The 25,536-nt window shown below is 68.8% G+C and carries 21 protein-coding genes and 1 pseudogene; 11 read left to right on the top strand and 11 right to left on the bottom strand.

The features are described from left to right. Positions 1-19: 19 nt before the first annotated feature. Positions 20-2,146, top strand: coding sequence for a methyl-accepting chemotaxis protein (locus tag M2437_RS00745; RefSeq protein ID WP_209688054.1), 2,127 nt, complete (start codon positions 20-22; stop codon positions 2,144-2,146). A gap of 94 nt (positions 2,147-2,240) precedes the next feature. On the opposite strand, the pseudogene M2437_RS00750 reads toward M2437_RS00745, so the two are convergent. Beyond that, positions 2,241-2,381: pseudogene (locus M2437_RS00750) on the bottom strand (transposase); the annotation flags it as partial. Positions 2,382-2,573: 192 nt separating this feature from the next. On the opposite strand from M2437_RS00750, the gene M2437_RS00755 reads away from it, so the two are divergent. Continuing rightward, the gene (locus M2437_RS00755; protein WP_253374194.1) at positions 2,574-3,101 is read left to right on the top strand and encodes a phenolic acid decarboxylase; all 528 of its coding nucleotides are present in this window, start codon (positions 2,574-2,576) and stop codon (positions 3,099-3,101) included. 782 nt (positions 3,102-3,883) lie between these two features. Here M2437_RS00755 and M2437_RS00760 read toward each other — a convergent pair. Further along, positions 3,884-5,287 carry an amidohydrolase family protein gene (locus M2437_RS00760; RefSeq protein ID WP_209688055.1) on the bottom strand — a complete coding sequence of 468 codons (1,404 nt, stop codon included), beginning with the start codon at positions 5,285-5,287 and terminating at the stop codon, positions 3,884-3,886. Positions 5,288-5,533: 246 nt separating this feature from the next. Here M2437_RS00760 and M2437_RS00765 point away from each other — a divergent pair, with 246 nt between their 5' ends. Together M2437_RS00765 and M2437_RS00770 are read left to right on the top strand one after the other, a co-directional pair. Further along, the gene (locus M2437_RS00765; RefSeq protein ID WP_209688056.1) at positions 5,534-5,854 is read left to right on the top strand and encodes a SemiSWEET family transporter; all 321 of its coding nucleotides are present in this window, start codon (positions 5,534-5,536) and stop codon (positions 5,852-5,854) included. A 148-nt stretch (positions 5,855-6,002) separates the two neighbouring features. Further along, positions 6,003-7,007: a LysR family transcriptional regulator gene (locus tag M2437_RS00770; RefSeq protein ID WP_253386692.1), complete on the top strand. Its 1,005-nt coding sequence runs from the start codon at positions 6,003-6,005 to the stop codon at positions 7,005-7,007. A 711-nt stretch (positions 7,008-7,718) separates the two neighbouring features. Here the strand turns inward: M2437_RS00770 and M2437_RS00775 are convergent. Then, the gene (locus M2437_RS00775; protein WP_209688058.1) at positions 7,719-8,168 is read right to left on the bottom strand and encodes an Lrp/AsnC family transcriptional regulator; all 450 of its coding nucleotides are present in this window, start codon (positions 8,166-8,168) and stop codon (positions 7,719-7,721) included. Between the two features lie 143 nt (positions 8,169-8,311). Between M2437_RS00775 and alr the strand changes: the two genes are divergently transcribed. Together alr and M2437_RS00785 are read left to right on the top strand one after the other, a co-directional pair. Next, on the top strand, positions 8,312-9,454 hold the full coding sequence (alr, locus tag M2437_RS00780; protein ID WP_253374196.1) for an alanine racemase: 1,143 nt from the start codon (positions 8,312-8,314) through the stop codon (positions 9,452-9,454). An 11-nt stretch (positions 9,455-9,465) separates the two neighbouring features. Next, a complete protein-coding gene (locus M2437_RS00785) occupies positions 9,466-10,731 on the top strand; it encodes a D-amino acid dehydrogenase (RefSeq protein WP_209688059.1) in 1,266 nt (421 codons plus the stop codon). 608 nt (positions 10,732-11,339) lie between these two features. Here the strand turns inward: M2437_RS00785 and M2437_RS00790 are convergent. Continuing rightward, a complete protein-coding gene (locus M2437_RS00790; RefSeq protein ID WP_060768287.1) occupies positions 11,340-12,152 on the bottom strand; it encodes an IS5 family transposase in 813 nt (270 codons plus the stop codon). Positions 12,153-12,602: 450 nt separating this feature from the next. On the opposite strand from M2437_RS00790, the gene M2437_RS00795 reads away from it, so the two are divergent. The 3 genes from M2437_RS00795 (at position 12,603) to M2437_RS00805 (ending at position 15,470) form a co-directional block, all read left to right on the top strand. Continuing rightward, the gene (locus M2437_RS00795; RefSeq protein ID WP_499006330.1) at positions 12,603-13,673 is read left to right on the top strand and encodes a Gfo/Idh/MocA family protein; all 1,071 of its coding nucleotides are present in this window, start codon (positions 12,603-12,605) and stop codon (positions 13,671-13,673) included. 162 nt (positions 13,674-13,835) lie between these two features. Next, positions 13,836-15,083 carry an MFS transporter gene (locus M2437_RS00800; RefSeq protein ID WP_083530803.1) on the top strand — a complete coding sequence of 416 codons (1,248 nt, stop codon included), beginning with the start codon at positions 13,836-13,838 and terminating at the stop codon, positions 15,081-15,083. A 30-nt stretch (positions 15,084-15,113) separates the two neighbouring features. Then, on the top strand, positions 15,114-15,470 hold the full coding sequence (locus M2437_RS00805) for a hypothetical protein (RefSeq protein WP_083530804.1): 357 nt from the start codon (positions 15,114-15,116) through the stop codon (positions 15,468-15,470). Positions 15,471-15,529: 59 nt separating this feature from the next. On the opposite strand, the gene iolE is transcribed toward M2437_RS00805, so the two are convergent. The 7 genes from iolE to M2437_RS00840 form a co-directional block, all read right to left on the bottom strand. Further along, positions 15,530-16,546, bottom strand: coding sequence for a myo-inosose-2 dehydratase (gene iolE, locus M2437_RS00810; protein ID WP_060769327.1), 1,017 nt, complete (start codon positions 16,544-16,546; stop codon positions 15,530-15,532). After that, positions 16,539-17,972: a sugar porter family MFS transporter gene (locus M2437_RS00815; RefSeq protein ID WP_060769328.1), complete on the bottom strand. Its 1,434-nt coding sequence runs from the start codon at positions 17,970-17,972 to the stop codon at positions 16,539-16,541. The genes iolE and M2437_RS00815 overlap by 8 nt, the downstream gene beginning before the upstream one ends. Positions 17,973-18,087: 115 nt before the next feature. Continuing rightward, entirely contained in the window at positions 18,088-18,558 is a 471-nt protein-coding gene (locus M2437_RS00820; protein WP_253386691.1) for an SDR family NAD(P)-dependent oxidoreductase, read from the bottom strand. Next, a complete protein-coding gene (locus M2437_RS00825; protein WP_193763289.1) occupies positions 18,536-19,360 on the bottom strand; it encodes an SDR family NAD(P)-dependent oxidoreductase in 825 nt (274 codons plus the stop codon). Before M2437_RS00825 ends, M2437_RS00820 begins: the two co-directional genes overlap by 23 nt. A 2-nt stretch (positions 19,361-19,362) precedes the next feature. Further along, positions 19,363-20,571 (bottom strand): mandelate racemase/muconate lactonizing enzyme family protein, encoded by a 1,209-nt coding sequence (locus M2437_RS00830; protein WP_135300048.1) that lies wholly within the window; start codon positions 20,569-20,571, stop codon positions 19,363-19,365. Between the two features lie 11 nt (positions 20,572-20,582). Continuing rightward, positions 20,583-22,457: a thiamine pyrophosphate-dependent enzyme gene (locus M2437_RS00835; protein WP_253386690.1), complete on the bottom strand. Its 1,875-nt coding sequence runs from the start codon at positions 22,455-22,457 to the stop codon at positions 20,583-20,585. A gap of 46 nt (positions 22,458-22,503) precedes the next feature. Continuing rightward, a complete protein-coding gene (locus M2437_RS00840; RefSeq protein WP_499006337.1) occupies positions 22,504-23,607 on the bottom strand; it encodes a M24 family metallopeptidase in 1,104 nt (367 codons plus the stop codon). 227 nt (positions 23,608-23,834) lie between these two features. Here M2437_RS00840 and M2437_RS00845 point away from each other — a divergent pair, with 227 nt between their 5' ends. Next, the gene (locus M2437_RS00845; RefSeq protein ID WP_253374251.1) at positions 23,835-24,605 is read left to right on the top strand and encodes an HpcH/HpaI aldolase family protein; all 771 of its coding nucleotides are present in this window, start codon (positions 23,835-23,837) and stop codon (positions 24,603-24,605) included. A 45-nt stretch (positions 24,606-24,650) separates the two neighbouring features. Next, a complete protein-coding gene (locus M2437_RS00850; protein ID WP_135300050.1) occupies positions 24,651-25,532 on the top strand; it encodes an IclR family transcriptional regulator in 882 nt (293 codons plus the stop codon). The last annotated feature ends 4 nt before the right edge of the window (positions 25,533-25,536 follow it).

Raw genomic sequence — 25,536 nt, forward strand, 5'->3', positions numbered from 1 at the left:
AACCAATACCCCGCAAAACATGAATCTCAACATCGAGTTATGCAATATGCACGATAAATCTATTTCCGTTCGAACGTGCCTGTTCGCCGTTGTCGGCTTGCTCAGTATTGTTCTAATCGGCAGCGTCGGCAATCACCTTCTTGAAGCCTTGGCTGTCGTCAGGACATCGGAGGCGTCCAGGCATAGCGCGGTGGCAGACAAGGCCATCCTCCAGACGATGCAGGCGCTGAGATTGGAGCGGGGGATCGGTGCTCAAGCGCTTCAGGTCGGGCCGGATCAAGCGGGAGCGCTTCGCGAGAGAATCGGCAAGGCGCGGTCCGATATCGAGAAGCATCTAAAATCGATCGCGGCGCAGGCGCGCTACCTGGACGATGGCGCCTTCGATGCGCTCCTGATCGAAGCGCGCGCCGAGTATCATCGGCTGACCCTGCTTAGGTCGCCGGTCGATGAAGCGCTAACAAAGGAGGTTGGCGCGCGGGATGCCCTCCTCGCCGGAACCCTGACGGCGCAGGCGGACAAGACCCTCGGGAGCTTCGGGCAGCTCTCCGGGCACGTGGGCGAGAACATCAAGCGGATGACGCCAGCCGCCGCCTACCTTGTGAACATCAAGGCGGCGGCTTGGCACACCCGTTCCGCCGTCGGAGGCGTCTACGCGACCATCATCCGGGTCATCGCAGGGGGCAAGCCGCTGGCACCGGCCGAAGCGGCGTTCGTCGCCACCGAACTCGGCAGGACCGAGGCGCATTGGGGATATGTCAGGGCTCTGATGAGCCGTCCGGGCGTTCCGGACGAACTCCGGCAAGTCTACACAACGGCGCAGACGAGCATGTTCTCGCCGGAGAGCGCCGCGTTGCGCCAAGCCATGGGCGACGGCCTCGTTACCGGCACGTTCCCAATGCCGCTTAAAGACTTCCAGCGCGACACCGATGCGCGTCATCTCACCGTGCTCGCGGTCGCAACGACTGCCATGGACGCGGTGATCGCCGTGACCGAGGGGGCGGCGGCGAGTGCCGAGCGCGCGGTGCTGTTCGCCGTCGCCAGCATCGTGGCGGTGCTGATCGTCGCGCTCGGCGGCCTGGCCATCACGCAGTTCCGCGTGGTCAAGCCCCTGCTGGCGATGCAGGATACGATGGAAAGGCTCAGCCACAATCAGCTCGACGTGAGCGTTCCGTTCCTGCAGCGACGCGACGAGATCGGCGCGATGGCCGAGGCCGTGGCGGTCTTTAAAAAGAACCTAGTCCAGAACCGCAGCCTTGAGGAAGAGGCAGCCCTGGCCAGGGCCGGTGCCGAGGCGCAGCGCAAGCACGCCATGCGGCAGATGGCCGATTCCTTCGAGCAGGGTGTGAGCGGGATCATCGGCATGGTCGCGGCCGCTGCGGCGCAGCTCCAGGAGACGGCGCAGACTATGGCCGGAACCGCGACGCAGACGGCCAGCCGGTCCATCGACGTCGCCACGGCCGCCGAGCAGGCCTCGATGAACGTTAACACCGTCGCGGCGGCGGCCGAGGAACTCGGATCGTCGGTACTGGAGATCGGGCGGCAGGCCGACGGATCGATGCAACTGGCGCAGACGGCGGTCGGCGAAGCCGCGCAGACCGGCGCGCTGGTGCAGGATCTGAGCACGACGGCGGCGCGGATCGGAGACGTAATCGCCACGATCTCCGCCATCGCAGCGCAGACCAATCTGCTCGCGCTCAACGCCACGATCGAGGCCGCGCGGGCCGGCGAGGTGGGAAGGGGCTTCGCCGTGGTGGCCGCCGAGGTGAAGGAACTGGCGAACCAGACCGCACGGGCGACTGATGAGATCTCGGCTCAGATAACGCAGATCCGGGGCTCGACGGATGGGGCCGTGGGCGCGATCAGCGGGATCGCGATGCGCATCCGGGAGATCAGCGGCGTTGCGACATCGATCTCCGCCGCGGTGGAGGAGCAGGGCGCAGCCACGCAGGAGATCGTGCGCAACGTCGCCCAGGCGGCCGTCGGCACGCAGGAGGTGACGGGCCACATCACCGGCGTGGCCCAGGCTGCCGAGGCGACCGGTACGGCAGCCGACCAAGTGCTCGGTGCGGCCTCTGACCTCACGCGCCAGTCAAAGCAGCTCTCCGATCAGGTTACGAGGTTCTTGGAGAGCCTGCGCGCCGCATAGCGCAACATTCCGAAAGGCGGATCGCGGCTTTCGGGAACAGTCATGTAAGATCGGGAGCTTGGCGCCCTCGGACGTGTCAGGCGGAAAGACGTGCGTAGCGCAGTCCGTTGGACACCTCGCGCAAGCTGTACTCACGCTGCCCCGCATCCTCGCGGAGCAGCGTCAGGTAAGGGGCGACCCGCGCCCATTCGTTATTGGAAACGTCGGACGGGTAGGCAGCGAGCGAGAAGGTCATGCCTCCTAATTTTGAGGCCTACACTCTCAGGTTCACACCAGCCTCTAGCTAAATTGGTGATCAGGCAGATCGATATTTGCATTTGAAGAGATATTGCTTTATGGGCATAGCGTTCGTTCAATAGAGCGAACAACTTCTACAAATTACACACTACAGCACTCAATTTATCTGTGATAATCTGGGAAAATACTGATGTCAAACGATCTTGGCCTTGACTTATCAAGCGACTTGTCTGATTTCGTTGGAACTCATTTTATCTATACATATGCCAATGGCTGGAAATATGAATGGTATGCTCGCAACGAGAAGACCTGCGATTACCGAATACACCAAGGCTTGGTCGGTGGCCGCTGGGTGACCAACCAAGCGATCGATCTCGTCCAACTCGCGCCGGACATGTATAAAATCGATTGGCACGAGCCCACCGGCACCTGCGTCAGCCTGTATTTTGATACGAAGCGCCGGCTGGTGCACGGCACCATCTTCTTCCCGCAGTGGATCGCGGGTGAAGGAGCACATCCCGAGAAGACGATCTGCTACCAGAATGACTTTATGGAAGATATGCACCGCTTCCGAGACGAAGGCCCGGCATACCCATACGTGGTCATCGGCGAGTTCGCCAAGATCACATTTATGGAGCGGCGTGGCCGCGACAACGACGAGGTCATCAACGCGGCCCCCGGCCAACTTCCTGCGGGCTATCTCGAACGCACGAACTGATCACGCCAAAGCGGATGACGGCATTCATTTGACCGAATGCCGTCGTCACACGATGAATCGTCAGTAGAGCATGTTACCGGAACGATATAGACACAGATGAATTTGCGCCAGTTTGTACCCTATACAACACACCTGGGTCGCATATTGAATGCCCGCTTCTGGTCAAATGGTCGGGGTCCGCTCACTGCCGCCAGCCTGAGTTGCTGGACGACTGACGACTGACCGCTCTCGGGATGCGCCAACGGCGGTCTTCATGGCTGGATGGGTCGCAAGCCGAAAGAGTGCCGTACGATTTCTAAGACAGGCGTGCCGGCCTCGGCCTTCCAGGCCGCGGTTCGGATCGCTGGAAACGCGATGGCCTTCACATCCTGGCAAATCTCGGTGCAGCTTTGGCCGTGGTGTTGCTCAATCTGATTGTTGATGGGAACGTCCGGAAACCGGGGCTGCCATCGCGCGTTGCTCGCGACTGCGGCAAGGGATTCTTGCACGTTCGGCGAGAGCCCGGACCGGGGCCGCCGGGCAAGAGCCCTCGGTCCGTTGGGCGAAGTCTTCGTCGGCGCCGCCGTTGAGCGGCCGATGGGATCACGGGGCCGGCGAATTGCGGACCGGCGCCCGTCCGGGGCGCGCAGATGGGCCTCGCAGGCGCTGGACGAGGCCGTGAAGCGCGCCCGTGGCGAGGCTTCCCGGCCCTCAGACCGGGTGCCCCATCGCGCGATCCAGGGCGCGACGCCTCTGGAGAGTGCGGCGCCGCTGGTAATATTCTAGCCGAGCGCGGGGGGTAGTCAGCCTGCCCGTGCGCGGACGCCTCGAAGGGACTGGCGCGCCCGGTCGAGGAGCGTCGCGGCATCGAAGCCGGCGAGCCGGCCGTCGCGCTTCACGAAGCGGCCCTCGACCATGACGGCGGCGACGTCCTCGGGGCGGGCCGAATAGACCAGCAGGGCCGACGGGTCGCCCCCGTCGAAGCCCGCGAGGTTCAGGGAGTCGAGCCGGACGAGTTGCAGGTCGGCGGCGCGGCCCGGCACGAGCGAACCGGTCTGTGCGTCGAGCCCGAGGGCCCGAGCACCGCCGGCCGTCGCCCATTCGAGGAGGTGGCGGGGCCGGACGGCGGTCTCGTCGCGCGCCGCGCCGGCCTGCGTGAGCGCTGCGAGGCGCATGAGGGCGAACATGTCCGTGGCGCCGGCGAGGGCGCTGCCGTCGATGCCGAAGCCGCGACGCCGGATGCCATCGAAGCGGTCGATCCGGGTCGGGCCGTAACCGACCCGGTGCTCGGTCAGCGGCGTCACCACCAGGCCGGCGCCGGCCTCCTCCAACGCGGCGAGCTGGTCGTCGCGCGCATCGGTTCCGTGGACGACCTGCAGCCCGGCATGCAGCATCCGTCGGGCGATCAGGGCATCGAACATCGCCGTCGCCCGGCCCGGGACGGTGCCGCTGACATGGACCTGCATCGGCAGGTCGAGGCGGCGGGCCGTCTCCCATTCCCTGGCCTTGATCGCCCAGGCCGCCGCATCGTCGAGGTCCTGCGGCAGGCGCCACGCCAGGCCCAGCGACAGGCGGCCGCCGACGGAGCGCTCGGCCCATCCCTGCTGCCACTCCGCGACATGGGCGAGATCGATGGGGTCCGCGTCGGTCTTGCTCTTCATGCCGTAGAGCAGCCTGGCCCGGACGGGCGCATCCTGCAGCGCCCGAAGGCCGGCCTCGGCATGGGCGCGGTCGCGCACGTTGTCGAAGAAGTCCGCCGTGGTGGTGATGCCGGAGGCGGCGCTCTCCACCGCGCTCAGCAGCATGCCGATATAGGTGTCCTCCGGCGTATAGTGAGCCAGGAGGCGGTTGGTGACGGTGAAGAAGGCGGTCTCGCGCGTGTTGCCGTACAGGCCCCGCATCTGGCTGATCGCGCCGTGGGTATGGGCATCAACGAAGCCCGGAAGCACGACCATGCCGCCGGCCTCGACCACCACGGCGCCTTCCGGCACCGCCAAGCCCCGCCCGATCCCGGCGATCCGTCCGTCGCGCACCAGGATGTCGGCGCCGGGCAGATCGCCCAGCCCGGCATCCATGGTCATGACGTAGCCGCCCCGGATCAGTGTGACGCCGCCCGGCAGACCGTCGGCCGCCCGCGCATCGCTCGCCGCGCCCACGAGCACGACGCCGCCGAGAGCTTTCCCCAGGTCGCGCCGACTGATGTCCATCGCCTCGACATGCCCCGTTCCGAACCGCTGCCGTACCCGACATAGGGCGTCGGCCCAACGATCATCGTCGCCGGATCGCGGAGGGTGTCTTTCCGTTCCGGCCAGTTCGCCAGGCCCTCGACGCGCGTTGAGGGCGTTGAAGCTCGAAGCGCGGGCACGACGACGGCGAACGGTTCTCGGACCGTACCGTGCGGAAGCGGCCGGCCCCCTCGATTCTTCGACAGACACAACGGGACCCCGTTCGCGATGACCCTCGCCCATACCCAGCCGACCTGTCAGGCCCCCGCTGCCGGCACGCCGGACCGCCGCGACGGCGGCACCGAGCGCTTCGTGCGCTGGCTCGGCTGGATCGCGACCGTCACCGGCGTGCTGATGTTCGTTTCCTATCTCGACCAGATCCAGCTCAACCTCGCCGGTCAGAAGGGCTCGGTGCTCCAGCCGCTCGCCACGGTGGTGAATTGCGGGCTGTGGACGACCTATGGCGCGCTGCGTCGGGACTGGCCGGTCTCCTTCGCCAATGCTCCGGGCGTCGTGCTCGGCGCGGTCGCCCTGATCACCGCGCTCTGAGCGCCGGGTCGGTCGAGTCCCGCGGGCCAAGCGCCCGCTGCGTCGGCAGTTTCTATGCGCACGCGATCTCTTCGCTTATCAAATGTGAATGAAGGAGTTGGCCCGGACGGCGCCTTGCAGTCCGTTCCGCCCGCGCTCTAATGCGGCTATGGGCCGGCTGGACAGCATCGACGACCTCCGCGTGTTCGACGCCATCGTGCGGGCGGGCAGCCTGTCCGGGGCCGCGCTTGACCTCGACGTCTCCCTCACCCTCGTCTCCAAGCGCCTCAAGCGCCTCGAGGGGCGGTTCGGTGTCCGTCTGCTCCAGCGGACTACGCGCCAGCTCGGCCTGACCGAGGAGGGCGGAGAATTCCTCGTGCGGTGCCGGACCGCCCTGGAGGCCATTCGGGCGGCGGAGGACGTCGCCGGCGACGGGGCCAGCGGCGTCGTGCGCGTGACCGCGACCGCGGCCTTCGCGCAGCGCCAGATCGCGCCGCGCCTGCCGCGCTTCCTCGCCCGCCATCCCGGCATCTCGGTCCAGGTCCTGACCAGCGACGACGTCCTCGACCTGGTCGAGCGCCGCATCGACGTGGCGATGCGGCAGGCCCCCCTCGTCGACAGCCGCCTGATCGCCCGGCCCCTGGTGCCGGACGCGCGCATCCTTTGCGCCTCCCCGGCCTATCTGGCCCGCGTCGGAACGCCCCGCGACCCACTCGACCTCGCCGACCATGCCTGCCTGACGGTGGGCGATCCCCGGCCGACGCACTGGCGCCTGTGCCGCGGCGGGGAGTCGGTGGACGTGTCGATCCGCTCGGCGGTCGGCGGCATCGACGGCGAGATCTGCCACGCCGCCGCGCTGGCGGACGGCGGCATCGCCATGAAGGCCGCCTGGGACGTGGTCGAGGACGTGCGCGCCGGGCGCCTCGTCCGCATCCTGCCGGATTGGTGGGGCGGGCGCGACCGGTGGGTCCGCCTCGTCTATCCGGCCCGCCTGCATCAGGCCCGGCGGGTGCGCGCGTTCATCGCCTTCATGGAGGCCGAGATGACGCAGGCGCTGGCCGCATGCGCCACGCTGGACCTGTTCGAGGCACCGGAGCCGGCCAAGCCGAGCGGCCGGCCCCGGACCGCCCGCAATCGGGCCGAGCCGACCCCCGCCGAGTCCGGACCCGGCTGACCGTGGCATGTGGTTTGTTCCGCGCGACCTCCTGGCTGGTACCGTGCGAGTCTGCCTTCCCTGCCGACATAAGAGGTGTGCAACCGGGGATGCTGCGCGGAACGGTGCGTCGTGGTTGTCTTGGTATCAACGGGTGATCGCGGCAGGCTCGTTAAGGGGATCAGCATATCCGAAGCCTTGGCAGATCTTCAACGTGCCGATGACGAAGGGCTTGGCGTAATCGAATGGTGGCGGCACGGGCGCCTGACATTCCGGACCGGTAGGCGGGCCAGCCTCTCGCCAATGGTCGGCTTCGTAGCGAGCGCGAATGAATTCGTAGAGTCGGGTGCGGAACGTTCGCTCGCGGATAAGATAAAAGTGGGAGCCCCACACTGCTTCATCACAACATCGGCCAGGGTGCGAACCTATTGGTCCCAGATACTAAGCGTGATGCACCTCCGTTTTAGCACAGCTTCGCAACAATCTCTTTAGTTTTATGCTTCTTCCGTTCCATGATGACATCTTCCACACGGCTTGAAGCCGTACTTTTGGAAGGACTATTTCAGGAGACAGGCCAGTAAACGTAACCAGAGCACAGTATTTCTGCCTCAACAATCGTGCACAGTCTGAAATCGCTGTCATTGGATTTCATTACACTGTTTATTCACATTTGGAATGTTTATATTGGGGAGAGCTTGATCTTCAATTGAAGGATTTGAAAATTCTACGAGATCAAATGCTACTCGCTGGCGACACAACCGTCCGGATCGCGAAGCTGGATTGCAGCCGTGAGACACCGGGAAGCCGAGAGAGCACCTCCTTGTGCAAGCGCTCGTAATCGGCCGCATCTTTCACTTTAAGCTTGACCAGATAATCGGCGATTCCGGTCATCAGATAACAATCCTGAACCTCCGGGCAGCGGCGCACCGCGGCCTCAAATTGGTTGAGAAACTCCTCGGTCTGCCGGTCGAGGGTGAACTGCGTGAGCACGACCAGTCCGCCCTCCTCGGACGGAGCCTCGATCAGCGCCGTGTATCCGCGGATGACCCCCGAACTTTCCAGCAAGCCCATCCGTCGATGGCAAGCGGATGCCGATAGACCCACGGCATCTGCGAGGTCCGCGTTGCTGATGCGGCCGTTCGCCCTGAGCATGCGGATGATCCGCCGATCGATGTCGTCCATGACCTTATCACAGAATGTCCGATATCGTCGAAGCATATACCCTTTTTCCGTCAAATCGTATATCTTATTCGACGGATTGATGAGAAATTCGATGAATCATGCAGTAGCGTAGCCGTACCGATAACCCGTTCCGGACGGACGCCTTGCCTGCCCTTGCCCGCACCGCTCCCATCGCATCCGCTGGACCTCCCGTACCGGCGACGACCAGCGCCGTCCTGACGGTCGACCTCGCGGCGCTCGCCGCCAACTACCGCGCCCTGCAGGCCATGGCTGCGCGGGCGGCGTGCGCCGCCGTCGTCAAGGCGGATGCCTACGGTCTGGGGATCGAACGCGTCGCCCCCGCCCTGGCGCGGGCGGGCTGCCGCTCCTTCTTCGTGGCCCATGCCGAGGAGGGCCTCTCGTTGCGCAAGATACTCGGACCGGCCGCCGGGATCTCGGTTCTGCACGGCCTTCCGTCCGGCACCGAGGCGGAGTGCCATGCGCACGATCTCACGCCGGTCCTGAACGACGACGGGCAGCGAGCCGCCTGGTGTGCCCTCGCGTCCCGGCTCGGACGACGCCTGCCGGCGATCCTGCAGATCGACAGCGGCATGGCCCGGTTCGGCTTCTCCCCGGACGAGGCCGCCGCCTGCCTCGACACGGGCGGGTTCGACGGCCTCGACCTGCGCCTCGTGATGAGCCATCTCGCCTGCGCCGACCAACCGGACGATCCGGCGAATGCCGCGCAACGGATGGTGTTCGACGCCTTCCAAGCCCGCCTGTCCGGGGTTCCTGCGAGCCTAGCGGCTTCCTCCGGCACATTTCTGAGCGCGGACTTCCATTACGACCTCATCCGGCCGGGAGCCGCACTCTACGGGATCGCCCCCCAGCCCGGACGCCCCAACCCCATGCGGCCCGTTGTCGGTCTCGCGGCTCGCGTGATGCAGGTCCGGCAGGTGCCGGCCGGGACCGCGGTGGGCTACGGCCACACGGCGCGCGTCGCGCGCGACAGCCGCTTGGCTACGGTGGCCATCGGCTATGCGGACGGTTTCCTGCGCAGCGCATCGGGCCGCGGCGAGGTCTGGCAGGACGGCCACCGCCTGCCCATTCTGGGCCGCGTCTCGATGGACAGCATCGTGATCGACGCGACGGATGCCCCCCCCGGCGCCGTCGCCCCGGGAAGCTGGATCGAGGTCGTCGGCCCGGCGCGCAGCCTCGATGCCGTGGCCGACGCCGCTGGTACGATCGGGTACGAGGTTCTCACGAGCCTCGGCCATCGCTTCCACCGTCACTATCTCGACGCCTGAGGGCATCATCCATGCACGTCATGATCCTCGGAGGCGGCGTCGTCGGCGTCACCTCGGCCTATTACCTCGCCCGCGCCGGCCATCAGGTGACGGTTCTGGATCGCCAGCCCGGTGCCGGCCTGGAGACCAGCTTCGCCAATGCGGGCCAAGTCTCCCCGGGCTACTCGGCGCCCTGGGCCGCGCCCGGCATCCCGGTGAAGGCGCTGAAATGGCTGATGATGCGGCATCGCCCCCTGGTGATGTGGCCCCGGGTGGAGCCGCGGCTCTACGGCTGGCTCGCGCGGATGCTGGCGAACTGCACGGAGGAGGCCTACGCCCGCAACAAGGGCCGGATGGTCCGCCTCGCCGAGTTCAGCCGCGATGCCTTGCGCGAACTCAGGGCCGAGACCGGCATCGCCTACGACCACCGCGAGAAGGGCACGCTCCAGATTTTCCGTACGGCCAAGCAGCTCGATCAGGTCGGCAATGACACGGCGGTGCTCGACGCCTACGGGGTCCCCTACGAGGTTCTCGATGTCGCCGGCTGCATCCAGGCCGAACCGGCTCTGGCGAGGGTTGGCGCAACCATCGTCGGAGGCCTGCGGCTGCCCGCCGACGAGACCGGGGACGCCTACCTCTTCACGACCTCCCTCGCCGCACTCTGCGAGAAGCTCGGCGTCACCTTCCGCTACGGCACGGCCATCGCCGGCCTGCGCGACGCCGACGAGGCCGTCACGGGGATCGTCACCGCTACGGGCGACGTGCTCACCGCCGACGCCTACGTCGCCGCCATGGGCAGCTACACGCCGATACTGCTGCGGCCCCTCGGGATCGACCTCCCGGTCTATCCGGTGAAGGGCTACTCCCTGACGCTGCCCGTCATGGACCCCGAGGGGGCTCCCGTCTCGACGGTAATGGATGAGACCTTCAAGGTCGGGATCACGCGCCTAGGCGACCGCATCCGGGTTGGCGGCACAGCCGAACTCGCGGGCTTCAGCCACACCCTGCGGGGACCTCGCCGGGCGACCCTCGAGCGCTCGGTCCGCGATCTGTTCCCGGGGGGTGGCGATCCGACGGCGGGCACGTTCTGGACGGGCCTGCGACCGATGACACCGGACGGCACGCCGATCGTTGGTCCGACACGGTTCGCCAACCTCTTCACCAATACCGGTCACGGTACCTTGGGCTGGACCATGGCCTGCGGCTCCGGCCGCGTGCTCGCCGACGTGGTCTCGGGCAGCGCCCCGCCGATCCCGGCCGCAGATTTCGCCCTGGCCCGCTACGCCAGGGGCGTGTGACGGCCCACGGACGTCATTTCGTCGAGCCCGAGGAGTTCGGGCTCTCTCGCCTGAGCGATAGAGCATCGTCCTGGATATAGGATCCAAGACGATGCTCTATCCTGTTGTTTTTGCATCATCCTTTTCCGAAAGTCGGCAGCCACCTTTCGGGATGATGCTCGAAGGCACGCTCCGTCGGATGCGAGCCCAAGCCGGGTTTCGAGCAGACGGGAGAACGTGGCGGAACTCCGCGAGCCATTGCGGGCGGGGCAGGCCGCGGCAACGTTCGGCCGTGGTGTCCCCTACGACAGACCCTTCGGCGCACGGACGGCGCTCGGGTCGAGCGAGCACGGGTCTTTGGCGCGATGGCCGAGCACGCGATGTCCGCAGCGTTGCGAGGGCTGCCCGGGGGATGCGTGCCATGGGGCGTTCTCGCGGCATAGTCGTCATGTCTAAAGCATCGTCCTGGATACCTGATTTAGGACGACGCTTTAGGCTCTTGTTTTCGCATCATCTGTTCCGGAAGCCGGCAACCACCTTTCGGGACGATGCTCTATCGCCTCAGACATGCCATTGAACGAGCTTGATGAGACCATCAGCCCCGATGATCTTAGAGTCCGTCCGATAAGTCATGATGCTCGCCCGAGCCTTCGGACGAGGATCATGACGGCGGCGGCGTAGAGGAAGGCCTGGGCCGAGGCGAGGGTCGCTTCCGGGTCCTTCCAGAGGCGTCGGTTGCGGCTGATCCATCCGAAGAAGCGTTCCACCACCCATCGGCGTGGATGCACGGCGAAGCCGACCTGATCCTTCGGTTTGCGCACGATGTCGATGGTGATGACGGTGGCGGTCGCGGGTCTGTCGCCGGCATAGCCTGCATCGGCGAAAGCTCTGACGATGAACGGGAAGGTCCGCCGCGACAGGCGCAGCACCGGTCCAGCCCCATCGCGATCCTGAATGTCGGCGGTCTGCGGATCGAGCACGAGGGCGCGCCCGTCCGTGTCGACCAGGGCCTGACGCTTGCGGCCCTTGACCTTCTTTCCAGCGTCGTAGCCGCGCGGGCCGCCGCTCTCGGTGGTCTTCACGCTCTGGCTGTCGAGCACGGCCGCCGTCGGCGAGGCCTCGCGACCGGCCCGCTCCCGGTCGGCCATGACCAGGGCGTGGTTGATCCGCCCGAACAATCCCTCGTCCCGCCAGCGGCTGAAGTAGCCGAACGTCGTGCTGCGCGGAGGGAGATCCTTTGGGATCAACCGCCATGCGATGCCGCCGCGCAGCACGTAGAAGATCGCGTTCAGGACCTCCCGCATCGTCCAGACAGGCGGACGACCACGCGAGGCGGGCTCTGGCATCATGGGCGCGATCACCGCCCATTCCGTATCCGTCAGGTCGGTTTCGTATCGAAGGCGCGCACGGTTATGCTGCCGGCGAGTGGTCGGGGTCCACATGGCACGTCCAGATGAGGCTTCAGCACCCTTCTGGAATCACCGCCATTCCGGCCACTCAACCCCTGCCGGACGTTATCGGACGGGCTCTTAGAGCGCCGGTTCTCGCACTATCAAGAGATTGCGAGGACCCGTGCCTTAGATTCATATTTGATCGTCAGCGAAATCGCTCTGCTGCGGCCGGGAACGGTCGAATCCCGCCATTCTTGCCTATGGGCGCAATCAGCCTTGCCGGATCGAGGGGGAGCGGATCGCCACCCGGTCTGTTTTCGATTCATGCGCTGACGGAAGGCGTGGCCGCATCGCGGCCGCCCGGCATGTCCTGACCCTTCGTCAGCCCGTCCCGCCCACGGATAAAGTTCTTCATGACCGGCACGACCTTCCCCCGCCCCGTCCAGGGCAAGACCGTCCGCTACGCCTTCGTCGGCCTGGGCGACATCACCCAGGAGGCGGATGCTGCCCGGGGTCCGCCACACCGGCAATTCGGAGGTCACCGCCCTCGTCACCGGCAATCCCGAGAAGGCGCGCCGGGTCGGTGAGCAATACGGCGTCACCGACACCTACGGCTACGATGAGTTCGGCACGCTGCTGGCCTCGGGGACCATCGACGCGATCTACCTCGCCACCCCGAACTGGCGCCACGCCGAGTTCGCGATTCCCGCCCTCAAGGCCGGCATCCACGTGCTGGTGGAGAAGCCGCTCGAGATCTCGAGCGAAAAATGCCGGGAGATCATGGCGGTGCAGGCCGCCTCGTCGGCCAAGCTGATGGTCGCCTACCGGCTGCATTTCGAGCCGGCGACGCTCGCCACCATCGGCCTGATCCGCTCCGGCGCGCTCGGTGAACTCCTCACCTTCACCTCGACCTTCACGCAGATGGTCTCGCCCGAGAACCATCGGGCGAAGAGCGGCGTCGAGGCCGGCCCGATCTTCGACATGGGCCCGTATACGATCAACGCCGCCCGCTACGTGTTCGGCGACGAGCCGACCGAGGTGGTCTCGGCCGTCGGCGTGCGCCACCCTGAGGCCGGGTTCGGCGACTTCGACGACACCGTCGCGGTCACCCTGCGCTTCCCCGGCAATCGCCTCGCGCAGTTCGTGCTGTCCTATTACGGCAGCGTGCTCGACACCTACGCGGTCGTCGGCACCAAGGGCAGCGTCGAGGTCAATCCGGCCTACATGTACGGCAAGCCGCTGGAGCGGACGGTGACCATCGGCGACGAGAAGCACCACGACAGCTTCAAGAACACCGACCATTTCGGCGGCGAGCTGAAGTACTTCTCGGATTGCATCCTGAACGGCACCGACCCCGAGCCCGATGCCGAGGAGGGCTACGCCGACCTGCGGGTGATCGAGGGGATCCTGAAGGCTCTGGAGAGCGGCGGCCCGGTGCGGCTCGAGCCGTTCGCGCGCACGAAGCGCATCAACCTCTCGGGACAGCTCCAGCAATTGCCGGCACAGGCTCCGCCCGATCTCGTTGACGCGTCCAACCCCGGCCGGGGCAAGGACAAGTCTCCGCTGAACTGAAGGCGCGGCGGGCCGAAGCCGTACCGAAAGAACCGAGGCCGGGCCGGGCCGGGCGTGACCGACGCCCGGTCCGGCCCGGCCGCTCCCGTTTCGTCACCCCCCGCTTGGCCCGGACCGGCGCCGCCGGTCGCGACGAGGCTTGGCGCTTGCAAGCGATCCACCATGACCCTGACCGAACCGACCGAGAACCGCCCCACGGATCCCGAGGCCGCCGAGGAGATACGTCCGGTGCGCGCCGCGCCGGGGCGCCACCCGACTCTCGTCCTGCTCGCGCTCGCGGTCGGGGGCTTCGCCATCGGCACCACGGAATTCGCCGCGATGAGCCTGCTGCCGGCCTTTGCTCCCGAACTCGGCATCGATGCGCCGACGGCCGGACACGTCATTAGCGCCTACGCTTTGGGCGTGGTGGTCGGCGCCCCCCTGATCGCCGTCCTGGCCGCGCGCTTCGCCCGCCGGACCCTGCTCGTCGGCCTCATGCTGCTGTTCGCCGTCGGCAACGCCCTCTCGGCGCTCGCGCCGGATTACGGCTGGATGCTGGCCTTCCGCTTCATTGCCGGGCTGCCGCACGGGGCCTATTTCGGCGTGGCCTCTCTGGTCGCCGCCTCGCTCGTGCCGCGGGAGCGCCGGACGCAGGCGGTCTCGCGGGTGATCCTCGGCCTGTCGGTGGCCACCATCGTCGGCGTGCCGCTCGCCAACGGCATCGGGCAGGTCGTCGGCTGGCGCTGGAGCTTCGCCCTCGTGGCGGCGCTCGCCACCCTCACGGCGATCCTGGTCCAGCTCTTCGCTCCCCTCGGCCGGCCCGTCCAGGGTGCCAGCGCCCTGCGCGAACTCGGTGCCCTGAAGCGGGGGCAGGTCTGGCTCACCCTGATGACCGGCGCCATCGGTTTCGGCGGCCTGTTCTCGGTCTACACCTATCTCGCCTCGACCCTGCTCGAGGTCACGCACGCCTCTCCCGTGGTGATCCCCGCGGTGCTCGCGGTGTTCGGCCTCGGCCTGACCGCCGGAACCTTCGTCTGCGCCTGGGCCGGCGACCGGGCCCTGATGCCGGCGATCGGCCTCACCCTGCTGTGGGGCGCCGGCGCGCTCGCCCTCTATCCCCTCGCGACCGGGAACGTCTGGACCATGGTGGCGGCGGTGTTCCTGATCGGCTCCGGCGGCGGCCTGTCGAGCCTGCTCCAGGCTCGGCTGATGGACGTGGCCGAGGATGCGCAGACGATGGCGGCGGCCCTGAACCATTCGGCCTTCAACACCGCCAACGCCCTCGGACCGTGGCTGGCCGGCCTCGCGCTGGCGGCCGGATACGGCCTGCCGACGACGGGCGTGGTCGGCATGGGCCTCGCCCTCTCGGGCTTCGCCATCTGGGCGGTGTCGTACCTGCTGGATCGCCGGGCCGTTGCGGTGCGGCGCTGACCGGAACCGGCCTTCTTCGGTTAAAGAGCGTTGCGCCCCGCGCCCGGCCTCGCCCACGAAACGTCGCGGACGAGATCCGACGAGATCGGGCAATCACCGTCCTCACCGCATCGTCGGCATGACGAAGTCGGCGCCGGCGCGGTCGGGCAACGGGAGGCGGTGCGGGCGGGGACCGGCATCGGCATCCTGCACGACTTCGCCGCCGCCGGGCTGCCCGACCGCGTGCGCATCCTGGAAGGTGCTAGAGCCGTACCCGACCTGATTGCATCAGGTCGGCGTCTCTCGCGCATCGTGCTGGATATCGGATCCAGCACGATGCGCTCGGCTTTTGTTTTTACATCATCTTTTTCCGAAAGCCGGAAACCACCTTTCGGGATGATGCTCTAGGCCTCTGATTTGATGCGCATTCTTTCGGCGAACCGGCTTCCACTTCGTCGAAATGCGCTCTATGCGAGCCCGGACAGGGCCAGCTCCGCGAGCGGGAACAGCGTCGCTGCGGGCGATTGCGATGGGGCGTTGCGGGGCGAAGGCGCTCCGACCGCTGCGCGGGCGAGCGACCCCGTCCATGTCGTCAGGCCCGCACCGATCGCCTCCCGACGCACGGTCTCCAGCCCGATCCGACCGTAGATGCGCGGATCGGCGATCTGGGGATCCTGCTCCGCCTCGACGATCAGCCAGCCGCGATACTTGATGTCGGCGAGTGCGCGGAGCACAGGGCCGAAGGCGAGGCTGCCGTCCCCCGGCACCGTGAACATCCCCGCCAGGACGCCGTCGAGGAAGCTGCCTCCCGCGGCCTCGACGGCGGCGAAGGCCGGTGGGCGCACATCCTTGCAGTGGACATGGGCGATCCGTTCCGGATGTTCGCGGATCAGCGCGACCGGATCGATCCCGCCCAACACCGCGTGGCCGGTATCGAGCACGAGGCCGACATGGCTCGGGGTGTGGGCGAGCATCGCGCTCAGGTCGGTCACGCTCTGGACCGCGGTGCCGAGATGGTGGTGGTAGGCCAGCCGGAAGCCCTCGCGGGCCAGGTACTCGGACAGGTGCGTCAGCTCCCGGCCGAAGCGGCGCCAGCCCGCCCAGTCCAGCACCGGCCGGTGGGCCAGGGGCACGCGGCGCAGGCCGTGGATGGAGGTGGAGCATTCGGCGGCGATGAAGACGTCGCATCCCATCGCCCTCAGCAGCCGAAGATGCGGCTGGAGCGCCTCGATCTCCGCCTCGGCATCGACGGTGAGCAGGCTGCTGGCGTACCAGCCCGCGGCCAGGGCCAGCCCGGACGGAGCCAGGAGGGCCGAGAGTGCCGCGGGCTCGCGGGGGAAGGCGCCGCCCAGTTCGATCCCGTCGTAGCCGATCGCGGCGGCCTCGTGGAACATCCGCTCCAGCGGTGTCCCGGCCCCGAGTTCGGGCAGGTCGTCGTTGATCCAGGCGATGGGGCTGACCCCGAAGCGGATACGCTCAGACACGGGCGCCTCCCGCGGACAGCTCCGCCTCGATCGATTCCAGGCTCCGATCCCGCGTCTCCGGCAGCCAGCGCGCCGTGAAGACCACCCCGAACAGGCAGCAGCCGCCGAACAGGAAGAAGGTCGCGAAGTCGAGGGTCTGCACGACGGGCAGGAAGGCGAGCGAGATCAGCGCGTTGGTGAGCCACAGAACCGCGACGCTCGCGCCGATCATCAGCCCGCGCACCCGCAGCGGGAAGATCTCCGACATCATGATCCAGCTCACGAGCTGGATGGTCCCCTGCACGATCGCGAGGAAGCCGAACATGCCGACGGTCAGGAGGTAGGGCCGGGCCGGGTTGTCGAGCGGCACGACGATGCCGATCACGCCGATGAAGACGTGCAGCGCCGTCGCGCAGCCGAAGCCGAGGATCAGCATCGAGCGGCGTCCGACGCGGTTGACCACCATCACGCCGACGAGCATCGCCACGATGCTGATCAGGCCGTTCAGCACGTTGAAGATCAGGGCCGTGTTCCGGGTGAAGCCGGCCTGCTCAAGGACTTGCGTCCCGTAATACATCACCGAGTTGATGCCGGTGAGCTGCGCGAGCGCGGCCAGCCCCATGCCGACGAAGAGCAGGCGCACCAGCCAGGGCTCCGCCACGAGGTCGCGCCAGCTGGTCGAGCGCTTGACCGCGTCGAGCCGCGCGAGGACGCGCACCTCTTCCATCTCGGCCTGGGCGCGGGCCTCGGAGCGGATCGTGCGCAGCACGTCCAGGGCTTCGGGGGAGCGGCCCTGCGCCATCAGCCAGCGCGGGCTCTCGGGCATCCGGCGCATCCCGAGGAACAGGACGACGGCGGGCAGGAGCGCGACGGCGAGCATGATGCGCCAGACGTGCTCGTTGCCGCCCAGCACGTTGCCGATGACGGCGTTGAACAGGAAGGCCAGGAACTGGCCGGACACGATCATGATGTCGTTGCGGCCGATCATGCTGCCGCGCTGCTCCGCCGGGGCGACCTCGGAGAGGTAGACCGGCACCGTGACCGACGCGCCGCCGACCGCGAGGCCGAGCACGACGCGGAAGACGATGAGGATGTCGTAGGTCGGCGCCAGGACGCAGCCGAGCGCGCCGACGAAGAACAGGGCGCCGAGGCCTGTGATGGTGACCCGCCGCCCGATCCGGTCCGAGATCCGCCCGCCGGCCAGGGCGCCGAGGGTCGCGCCGATCAGCAGGCTGAAGGTGACGAACCCCTCTTGGAGCGGCGACAGGCCGAAATAGTCGGCGATGTAGGACAACGCCCCGTTCAGCACGCCGGTGTCGTAGCCGAACAGCAACCCGCCGAAGGTGGCGATCACGCCGATCAGGCTGAGGCGGGCGGTGTGACGACCCTTGCCGAGTTCCGGCAGATCGAGGGCGACCGTGTCCGGCGCCATGGTTCCATGGGACATGTGCTCGTTCCTCCCCGGTGTGGTTTTTGTCGGCTTGTCGTCGCGGCCCGAGGTCGGCGGCCCGAGGTCGGCGGCCTCGGGCGGTGGCCGGAGGCCGCGTTCTCAGGCGGCGTCCTCAGGCAGCGTGGCGCCCGCCATCCACCGGGAGCGCGGCTCCGGTGATGAAGGCCGAGTCCGGGCTCGCCAGGAACAGCACCGCCAGGGCGCAGTCGCGGGCGGAGGCGAGCCGGTTCATCGGCTGGCGGGCCCGGAGCATCGCGTAGTGGGCGGCCGGATCGGGCTGCGCCTCGGCGTGCTCCCAGGTCATCGGCGTATCGATCACGCCGGGACAGACCGCGTTGACGCGGACGTTGAACGGGGCCAGCTCCACGGCCAGCGCCCGCGTGACCCCCGTCATGCCCGCCTTGGAGGCGGTGTAGGCGACGGCACCGCCCAACCCCTTCAGCGAGGTGATCGACGCCATGTTGACGATCGATCCCTGCCGCGCCTCGCACATGGCCGGCGCCAGGAGGCGGGTGAGCTGCACCGCCCCGTTCAGGTTGAGTTCCACCGTCGACATGAAGTCAGGCAGCGTGGCGCCCGCCATCCACCGGGAGCGCGGCTCCGGTGATGAAGGCCGAGTCCGGGCTCGCCAGGAACAGCACCGCCAGGGCGCAGTCGCGGGCGGAGGCGAGCCGGTTCATCGGCTGGCGGGCCCGGAGCATCGCGTAGTGGGCGGCCGGATCGGGCTGCGCCTCGGCGTGCTCCCAGGTCATCGGCGTATCGATCACGCCGGGACAGACCGCGTTGACGCGGACGTTGAACGGGGCCAGCTCCACGGCCAGCGCCCGCGTGACCCCCGTCATGCCCGCCTTGGAGGCGGTGTAGGCGACGGCACCGCCCAACCCCTTCAGCGAGGTGATCGACGCCATGTTGACGATCGATCCCTGCCGCGCCTCGCACATGGCCGGCGCCAGGAGGCGGGTGAGCTGCACCGCCCCGTTCAGGTTGAGTTCCACCGTCGACATGAAGTTGTCGGGGGTGGTCTCCGCCAGGGAGCCGCGGATCGTGGCGCCGGCATTGTTGACGAGGACGCCGACGCGGCCCCCGCCGACGGCCTGCGCCTCCTCGGCGAGGCGCTCCAGGTAGGCGAGGTCGGTGACGTCCCCGGGCAGGACGGTGGTGCGGGGGCCGAGTTCGGCGGCGAGCGCTTCGAGGCGGCCGGCGGTGAGGCCGTTCAGGACGACGTGGGCACCCTCGGCGTGGAGGATGCGGGCCGTCTCCGCCCCGACGCCGCTGCCGGCGCCGGTGATCACGGCCGTCTCGCCCGCGAGCCGGTCCGACGGGCGGTGCGGCGGCGCGTAGCTCAGGCCCTCGCGCAGGCCGCTCGCAGGAGTGGGGCTCGCCATGGTCAGGCTCCCTTCCGGCTCGTGCGCGCCGACCATTCGGGGCGCTTGCGGACCTCTTCGGGGATCGTGACGCCGTGGCCGGGCCGGTCGGCCGCGGTGAGCCAGCCGTTCTCGATCAGCGGCAGGCCCTCGCTCACCTCGCGGTACCAGCCGTGATAGAAGGCGCGGACGAATTCCTGGAAGATCGCGGTCTCGGCGTGCAGGGCGACGTGCGCGCCGGCGGCGAGCCCGATCGGGCCGGTGCAGTCGTGGGGCGTGAACGCGCGCTGGTAGGTGGCCGCGAGGTCGGCGATGCGCCGCAGCTCGGTGACGCCGCCGGTCCAGCACGGGTCGGACATGATGATGCCGACCCCCGTGCGTTCGAGGATCTCGCGGTAGGGGTAGCGCGAGCCCTGGGTCTCGCCGACGAGGACCGGGATCGTCGTCGCGCGGCAGACCTCGTCGATGGCGCGCAGGTTGTCGAGCTTGACCGGGTCCTCGATCCACATCGGCTGGTACTGCTCGGCGGCCCGGGCGATCTTGCTCGCCACCGGCACGGTCCAGCGTGCGTGCATCTCGAGGGCGACCTCCATCTCGCCCTCGAAGGCCTTGTGGATGCGGGCGAGGGGCGCGAGCGCCGTGCGCAGCTCCGACGCGGAGATGTGCAGCCCCTGGTTCACCACCGAGATGTCGTCGAGCGGCCAGATCTTCATGTGGCGCACACCCTCGGCGAGCAGGCTCTCGGCGAGCCGCTCGGGCTCGTTCATGAAGCCCCAGAGGTCGTCGTAGGGGTCGCGCACGAAGTCGCCGGTATATTGCCGCCCGGCCACCGCCGCGGCCCGCACGTAGTTCGGGCCGCCGCAGGTGTTGTAGACGCGGATCCGCTCCCGCGAGCGGCCGCCGAGGAGCTGCCACAGCGGCAGGCCCGTGCGGTGGCCGAGCAGGTCCCACAGGGCGATGTCGATGGCGGCCGCACCCCGGGTCTCGGCGCCGATGCCGGAGCGGCCGCGCTGGCGGAACAGCGTCGTCCAGTGTCCGGCGATGTCGCCCGCATCCTTGCCGAGCAGGTAGTCGGCCGCGCCCTCGTGGATGTAGGATTCCACGGTCTCGGCCAGCGAGAAGGTCTCGCCGAGGCCGACGACGCCGTCGGCATCCTCGATCTCCACCCACAGCAGGTTCGGCTGCAGGGCGCTGCGCAGCGTCGAGACGCGCGTGATCGTCGTACCCTTCATGATCCCCTCCCTCAGACGAACCACCGGTGCTTCGCGGCGGCCGCCTCGAAGGCGGCGCGGGTCTCGCGCAGGCCCTCGGGCGCATCCGCCTGCGGAATGCCGAACTCCCACCACGCGCCGTTCTCGATCGGCAGCGGTGCGTCCTCGACATGCGCCGCGATCAGGAAGGGCCGGTCGGAGCGGCGTGCCTGCTCCAGGGCGTCCCGCAACTCGGCGCGGCTGTGCACGTCGAGGCCGTCGGCGCCCAGCGAGCGGGCGTTGGCGACGTAGTCGATCGCGAGCGTCTCGCCGGTCAGGTTGCGGGCGTCCCCCTCGCGGCGGCGGAACTGCGTGCCGAACTCCTCGCCGTAGGAGCCGAGCTGGTGGCCGCGGATGCACTGCCAGCCCCGGTTGACCACCACCACGATCGTGAAGGCGAGGCCCTCCTGGATCGCCGTGACGATCTCGGTGGTGTTGCCCATCAGGAAGGTGCCGTCGCCGATGAGCGCGAGGATGCGGCCCTTCACTGTGCCGGCCATCGCCGCGCCGAGGGCGGCCGGGATCTCGTAGCCCATGCAGCTGAAGCCGTATTCCATGTCGACCGGGGCATCGCTGCGGCTGTCCCAGATGGTGTGGGCCTGCCCGATCGCCGTCGAGGAGGAGAACACCACGCGGTCTTCGCGGCGGGCGGCGTCCTTGATCTCGGCGACCGCCTCGTAGCCGGTCATGCGGGGATTCTCGGTCCCGACGATCTCGCCGACCCGCGCGACATGGCGCAGGATCGCCCGGTCGGCGCGGTCGCGCCATTCGGCCGGGGCGGTATGGCCCTCCAGGGCCGCCGCGAGCCCGTCGAGCCCGGCCCTTGCATCGGCCCGCAGCGCCAGTGCGCCCATCTTGCGCAGGTCGCGCTCGGCGAGGTTCAGCGTCACGAAGTTCACATCGGGGTTCTGGAACAGCGTGTGCGAGCCGGTGAGCGTGTCCGACAGGCGGGTGCCGACGGCGAGCACGAGGTCGGCCTCGGTCGCGAGTTCGTTGGCGGCCGGCGATCCGATGAAGCCGACGCCGCCCGCGTTGAGGCGCGCCTCCCGGCCGGCGCCGCGGCCGGCGAAGCTCTCGACCACCGGGATGCCGCAGGCGTCGGACAGGGCGGCGAGGCTCGCCTCCGCCTCGGAATAGCGGACGCCGCCGCCCGCGATGATGAGGGGCTTGCGCGCGGCCCGCACCCGTTCGGCGGCGGCCGCCAGGGCGGTCTCGGAGGGCGCGAGCCGCTCGAGGTCGTGGACGCGCCGCTCGAACAACGCCAGGGGGAAGTCGAACGCCTCGCCCTCGACATCCTGGCAGACCGCCACGGTCACGGCGCCGGCCTGGCCGTGGTCGAGCAGCGCGGCGGTGGCGTGCGGCAGGGAATGGATGATCTGCTCGGGCCGCGTGATCCGGTCGAAGAAGCGGCTGACCGGGCGCAGGGTGTCGTTGACGGTCATGTCGTAGCTGCCCGCCATCTCCAGCCCCTGCAGGATCGGGCCCTGACGGCGGCTGGCGAAGACGTCGCCCGGCAGGAGCAGCACGGGCACGCGGTTGAGCGTGGCGGTGCCGGCGCCGGTGACGAGGTTGGTGGCGGCCGGCCCGATCGAGGCCGTCACCGCCAGGGTCGAGGCGAGGTTGTGGGCGCGGGCATAGCCGATCGCCGCATGGACCATCGCCTGCTCGCTCTTGCCCTGATGGTAGGTCAGCCCGCCCGCGCCGGTCGCGAGGGCGTGGCCGAAGCCGCTGGCGTTGCCGTGGCCGAAGATGCCGAACACGCCGCCGATGAGCGGCCGTTCGCGTCCGTCGCACCGGGTGTGCTGGGCCGCGAAGTAGCGCAGGATCGCCTGGGCGGTCGTCAGCCGGATGGTCTTCTGTCGGGTCATGGGCGGATTGCCTTTCCTCTGGGTGGGGATCGGTTCGGATGGGGGATCAGGCCGGGAGGCGGATCGGGGCGTCGCGCGGCTGCGCGGCCAGCGGGACGGCGGCGTCGGCGCCGACGACGAAGCTCTTCTCGACCTGCACGGAGGTGCCGTCGGCGAAGTGCCCGCCGGCTTCGAGGTTCACCACCATGCCGGGGGCGAGCACGGCATCGACCGGGTAGGTGCCGAGGCCGTCGCTCAGCACGGCGTCGCTCGGCGGCCCGAGCAGCGGCCATTCGCGGATGCCGAGGCCGAGGCCGTGCCCCTGCGCGACGAGGCCCGGGATCCGCCGCGCCTCGTCCTGCATCGCCGCCCAGGCCGAGGAAGCGGGCCGGCCCGGCCGCAGGGCGCGCTCGGCCGCCGCCAGCGCGGCGAGCGCGCCGGCGTGACGCTCGCGGTCGGCGGCCGTGAAGCCGGCCCGCGTCAGCGTCGTGCCGGTATCCGAGTAGTAGCGGCCACAGCGGGCACCGGCATCGAAGAAGAGGGCCGTGACGGGTTCCGGCGGCCTCGCGGCGTCGCACACGCCGCCGCCGGGCGCTCCGAAGACCAGGTGGTCGAAGTCGCAGTCCCGCTCCGCCAGGGCGACGCGGAACACGGTCCGCAGCGCCCGCGGATCGGCGTCGGCGGTCCAGGCGGCGAAGACGGCTTCCATCGCCGCCTCGGTGGCGGTCGCGGCCTCCCGCATCGTCCGGAGCGCCGCTTCGGTCTTCACCGCGCGCAGGCTGCGCAGCCAGAGCGAGGCGTCCCGGGTCGCCACCGGCTCCAGGCTTCGGGCGAGGCCGCGGCCGGCCCCGTCCCATTCCACACCGATGGTGCGGCCGGCGAGGCCCATCTCGGCCAGCAACAGGGACAGCGCGGCGTCGGCGTCGGCGGCCGGGCAGGCCCGGCCGTACAGCACGAGGCTGTCCGGCGCCGCCGCCTCGGCCGCCATCCGGGTGACCGCACGCGCCGCCAGCCCGACGCGACCGTCCCGGGTGAGGACGGCGTATCCGGCCTGGAAGGCGGCGTCGCCCGCGGGGCCGCCCATCCAGCCGCGCATCCGCTCGCCCAGCCACGTGAGATGGCCCGAGAGCAGAAACACGCTCTCGGGCGTCGTCGCGACGACGGCGCTCAACGTCCCGTTCGCACAGATGCTCCGGTGTCATGTCTCCTCCCGCACTCCGTTCGACGGAGTGACTGGCTGTTCATATTTGAACTAGCGTTTCTGAGTAAGACTGCTAAAACAACCGGATCAACAGTGCAACCCCTGATTCGTTGGCGGATCGATATTGCATTCTCGATGTCAGGGTGCTTCATATCGAAAACACGCAGTTCAGATATGAATTAATGGAGACGCGGAAGATGGTGGGCACCAAGCCGATGCCGTTCGGGGAACTGGTCCGATCGGGCACGACCTACGGCACCTTCGTCGGCCTCGGTTCGACGGTCGCGGCGGAGGTCTGCGCGCTGGCGGGCTTCGACTGGCTGCTGTTCGACCTCGAACACGGGGCGGGCAACGAGCGCGACCTGATCGGCCAGATCGCCGTCGCCAAACGCCACGGCGTCGGCACGGCGGTGCGCGTCGAGACGCCGACGCGCATCCGCTGCGGCCGCGTGCTCGACCTCGGCGTCGAGGCGGTGATGGCGCCCCGGCTCGACAGCGCCGAGGAGGCGGCGGCATTCGTCAGCCACCTGCGCTACCCGCCGCAGGGCGACCGCGGCGTCGCGACCTACCACTCCGCCGCCGCCTTCGGCCTCGATCCCGACTATCTCGGCCGTGCCAACGACGCCGTGGTGGCGATCGTGCAGATCGAGACGCAGCCGGCCCTGTCGGACGTGGAGCGCATCGCCCGCACGCCCGGCGTCGATGTCCTCTTCGTCGGGCCGCGCGACCTCGCCGCAGCCCTCGGCACCACGCCCTCCCTCGACGCGCCCGACTTCGCCGCCGCCCTGCGCCGCGTGGTCTCCGCCTGCCGCAGTGCCGGCATCGGCGCCGGCGTGCTCGCGGGCGACGCGGCCAGCGCCGCGCGCTACGTCCAGATGGGCTTCGCCTTCGTCGGGATCGGCTCCGATTCCGCCTTCATCGCCCAGGGCGGGCGGCAGGCGATCCGGGCGGCCAAGGCGTTGACGTGAGGCGCCGTCTCGGCGAGGTCGATCCTCGACGACGGGGAGTTGCCGATGCAGTCCGACGAGAAGCTCAAGTATAGCGCCCCGGCCGCCGCCTGCGCCGCCGACCTCCTGCTCGCCCTCGCGCGGGCGGACGGCCCGATGACGCTGGCGGCGCTGATCGAGCGGACGACCTATTCGCGCTCGCTGCTCTACCGCACCCTCAAGACCCTCGGCACCCGCGGCTTCGTCGTCGAGGAGGCCGCGCCCGGGATTTCGGGGAGCCTGCACTACCGTCTCGGCTCGGCCGCGGCGGAGATCGGCGGCGCCTACCAGAGCAACGTCCCGTTCGAGGAGAGCGTCCGCTCCGCCCTGCGCGCCCTGGCGCAGCGGACCGGTGAGACCGCGAGCGTGGCGACGATCGAGGGCGAGGACGTGCTCTACGTGATGCGCGAGGAGGGGCGCTACTCCGTGCTCGCGGTCTCGCGGGTCGGTAAGCGGCTGCCCGCCCACGCCACCGCCATGGGCAAGGCCCTGCTCGCCCGGTTCGACGACGGGGAGATCCGCGCCCTCTACGGGCGGGGCGAACTCCGGCGCTTCACCGGGAACACGATCACCGATTCCGGCGCCCTCCTGCGCAACCTCGCCGAGGTCCGCCTGCGCGGCTACGCGGTCGAGCATTCCGAACTGGTCCAGGGCCGCTGCTGCATTGCCTTCACGCTCCAGGCCGGCCCCGGTCCGGGCGACCTCCTGGGGATCAGCCTCTCCACCACGGAGGCGCGGTTCGAGGTCGAGCATGACGCGCTGATCCTGGAGGTTCTCTCCACGCGCGACGCGCTGCTGGCGGACCTGAGCCGGCGCCGGGTGCCGGGAGACCGGAAGGTCGCGCGCGACCTCACCGCCTCCCTCGGTGCGATCTCGCGCCGGTCGGTGCCGGCGGCGGCCGGCACCTGAACCC

The sequence above is a fragment of the Methylorubrum pseudosasae genome (assembly GCF_029504475.1).
GTDB classification, from domain to species: domain Bacteria; phylum Pseudomonadota; class Alphaproteobacteria; order Rhizobiales; family Beijerinckiaceae; genus Methylobacterium; species Methylobacterium extorquens.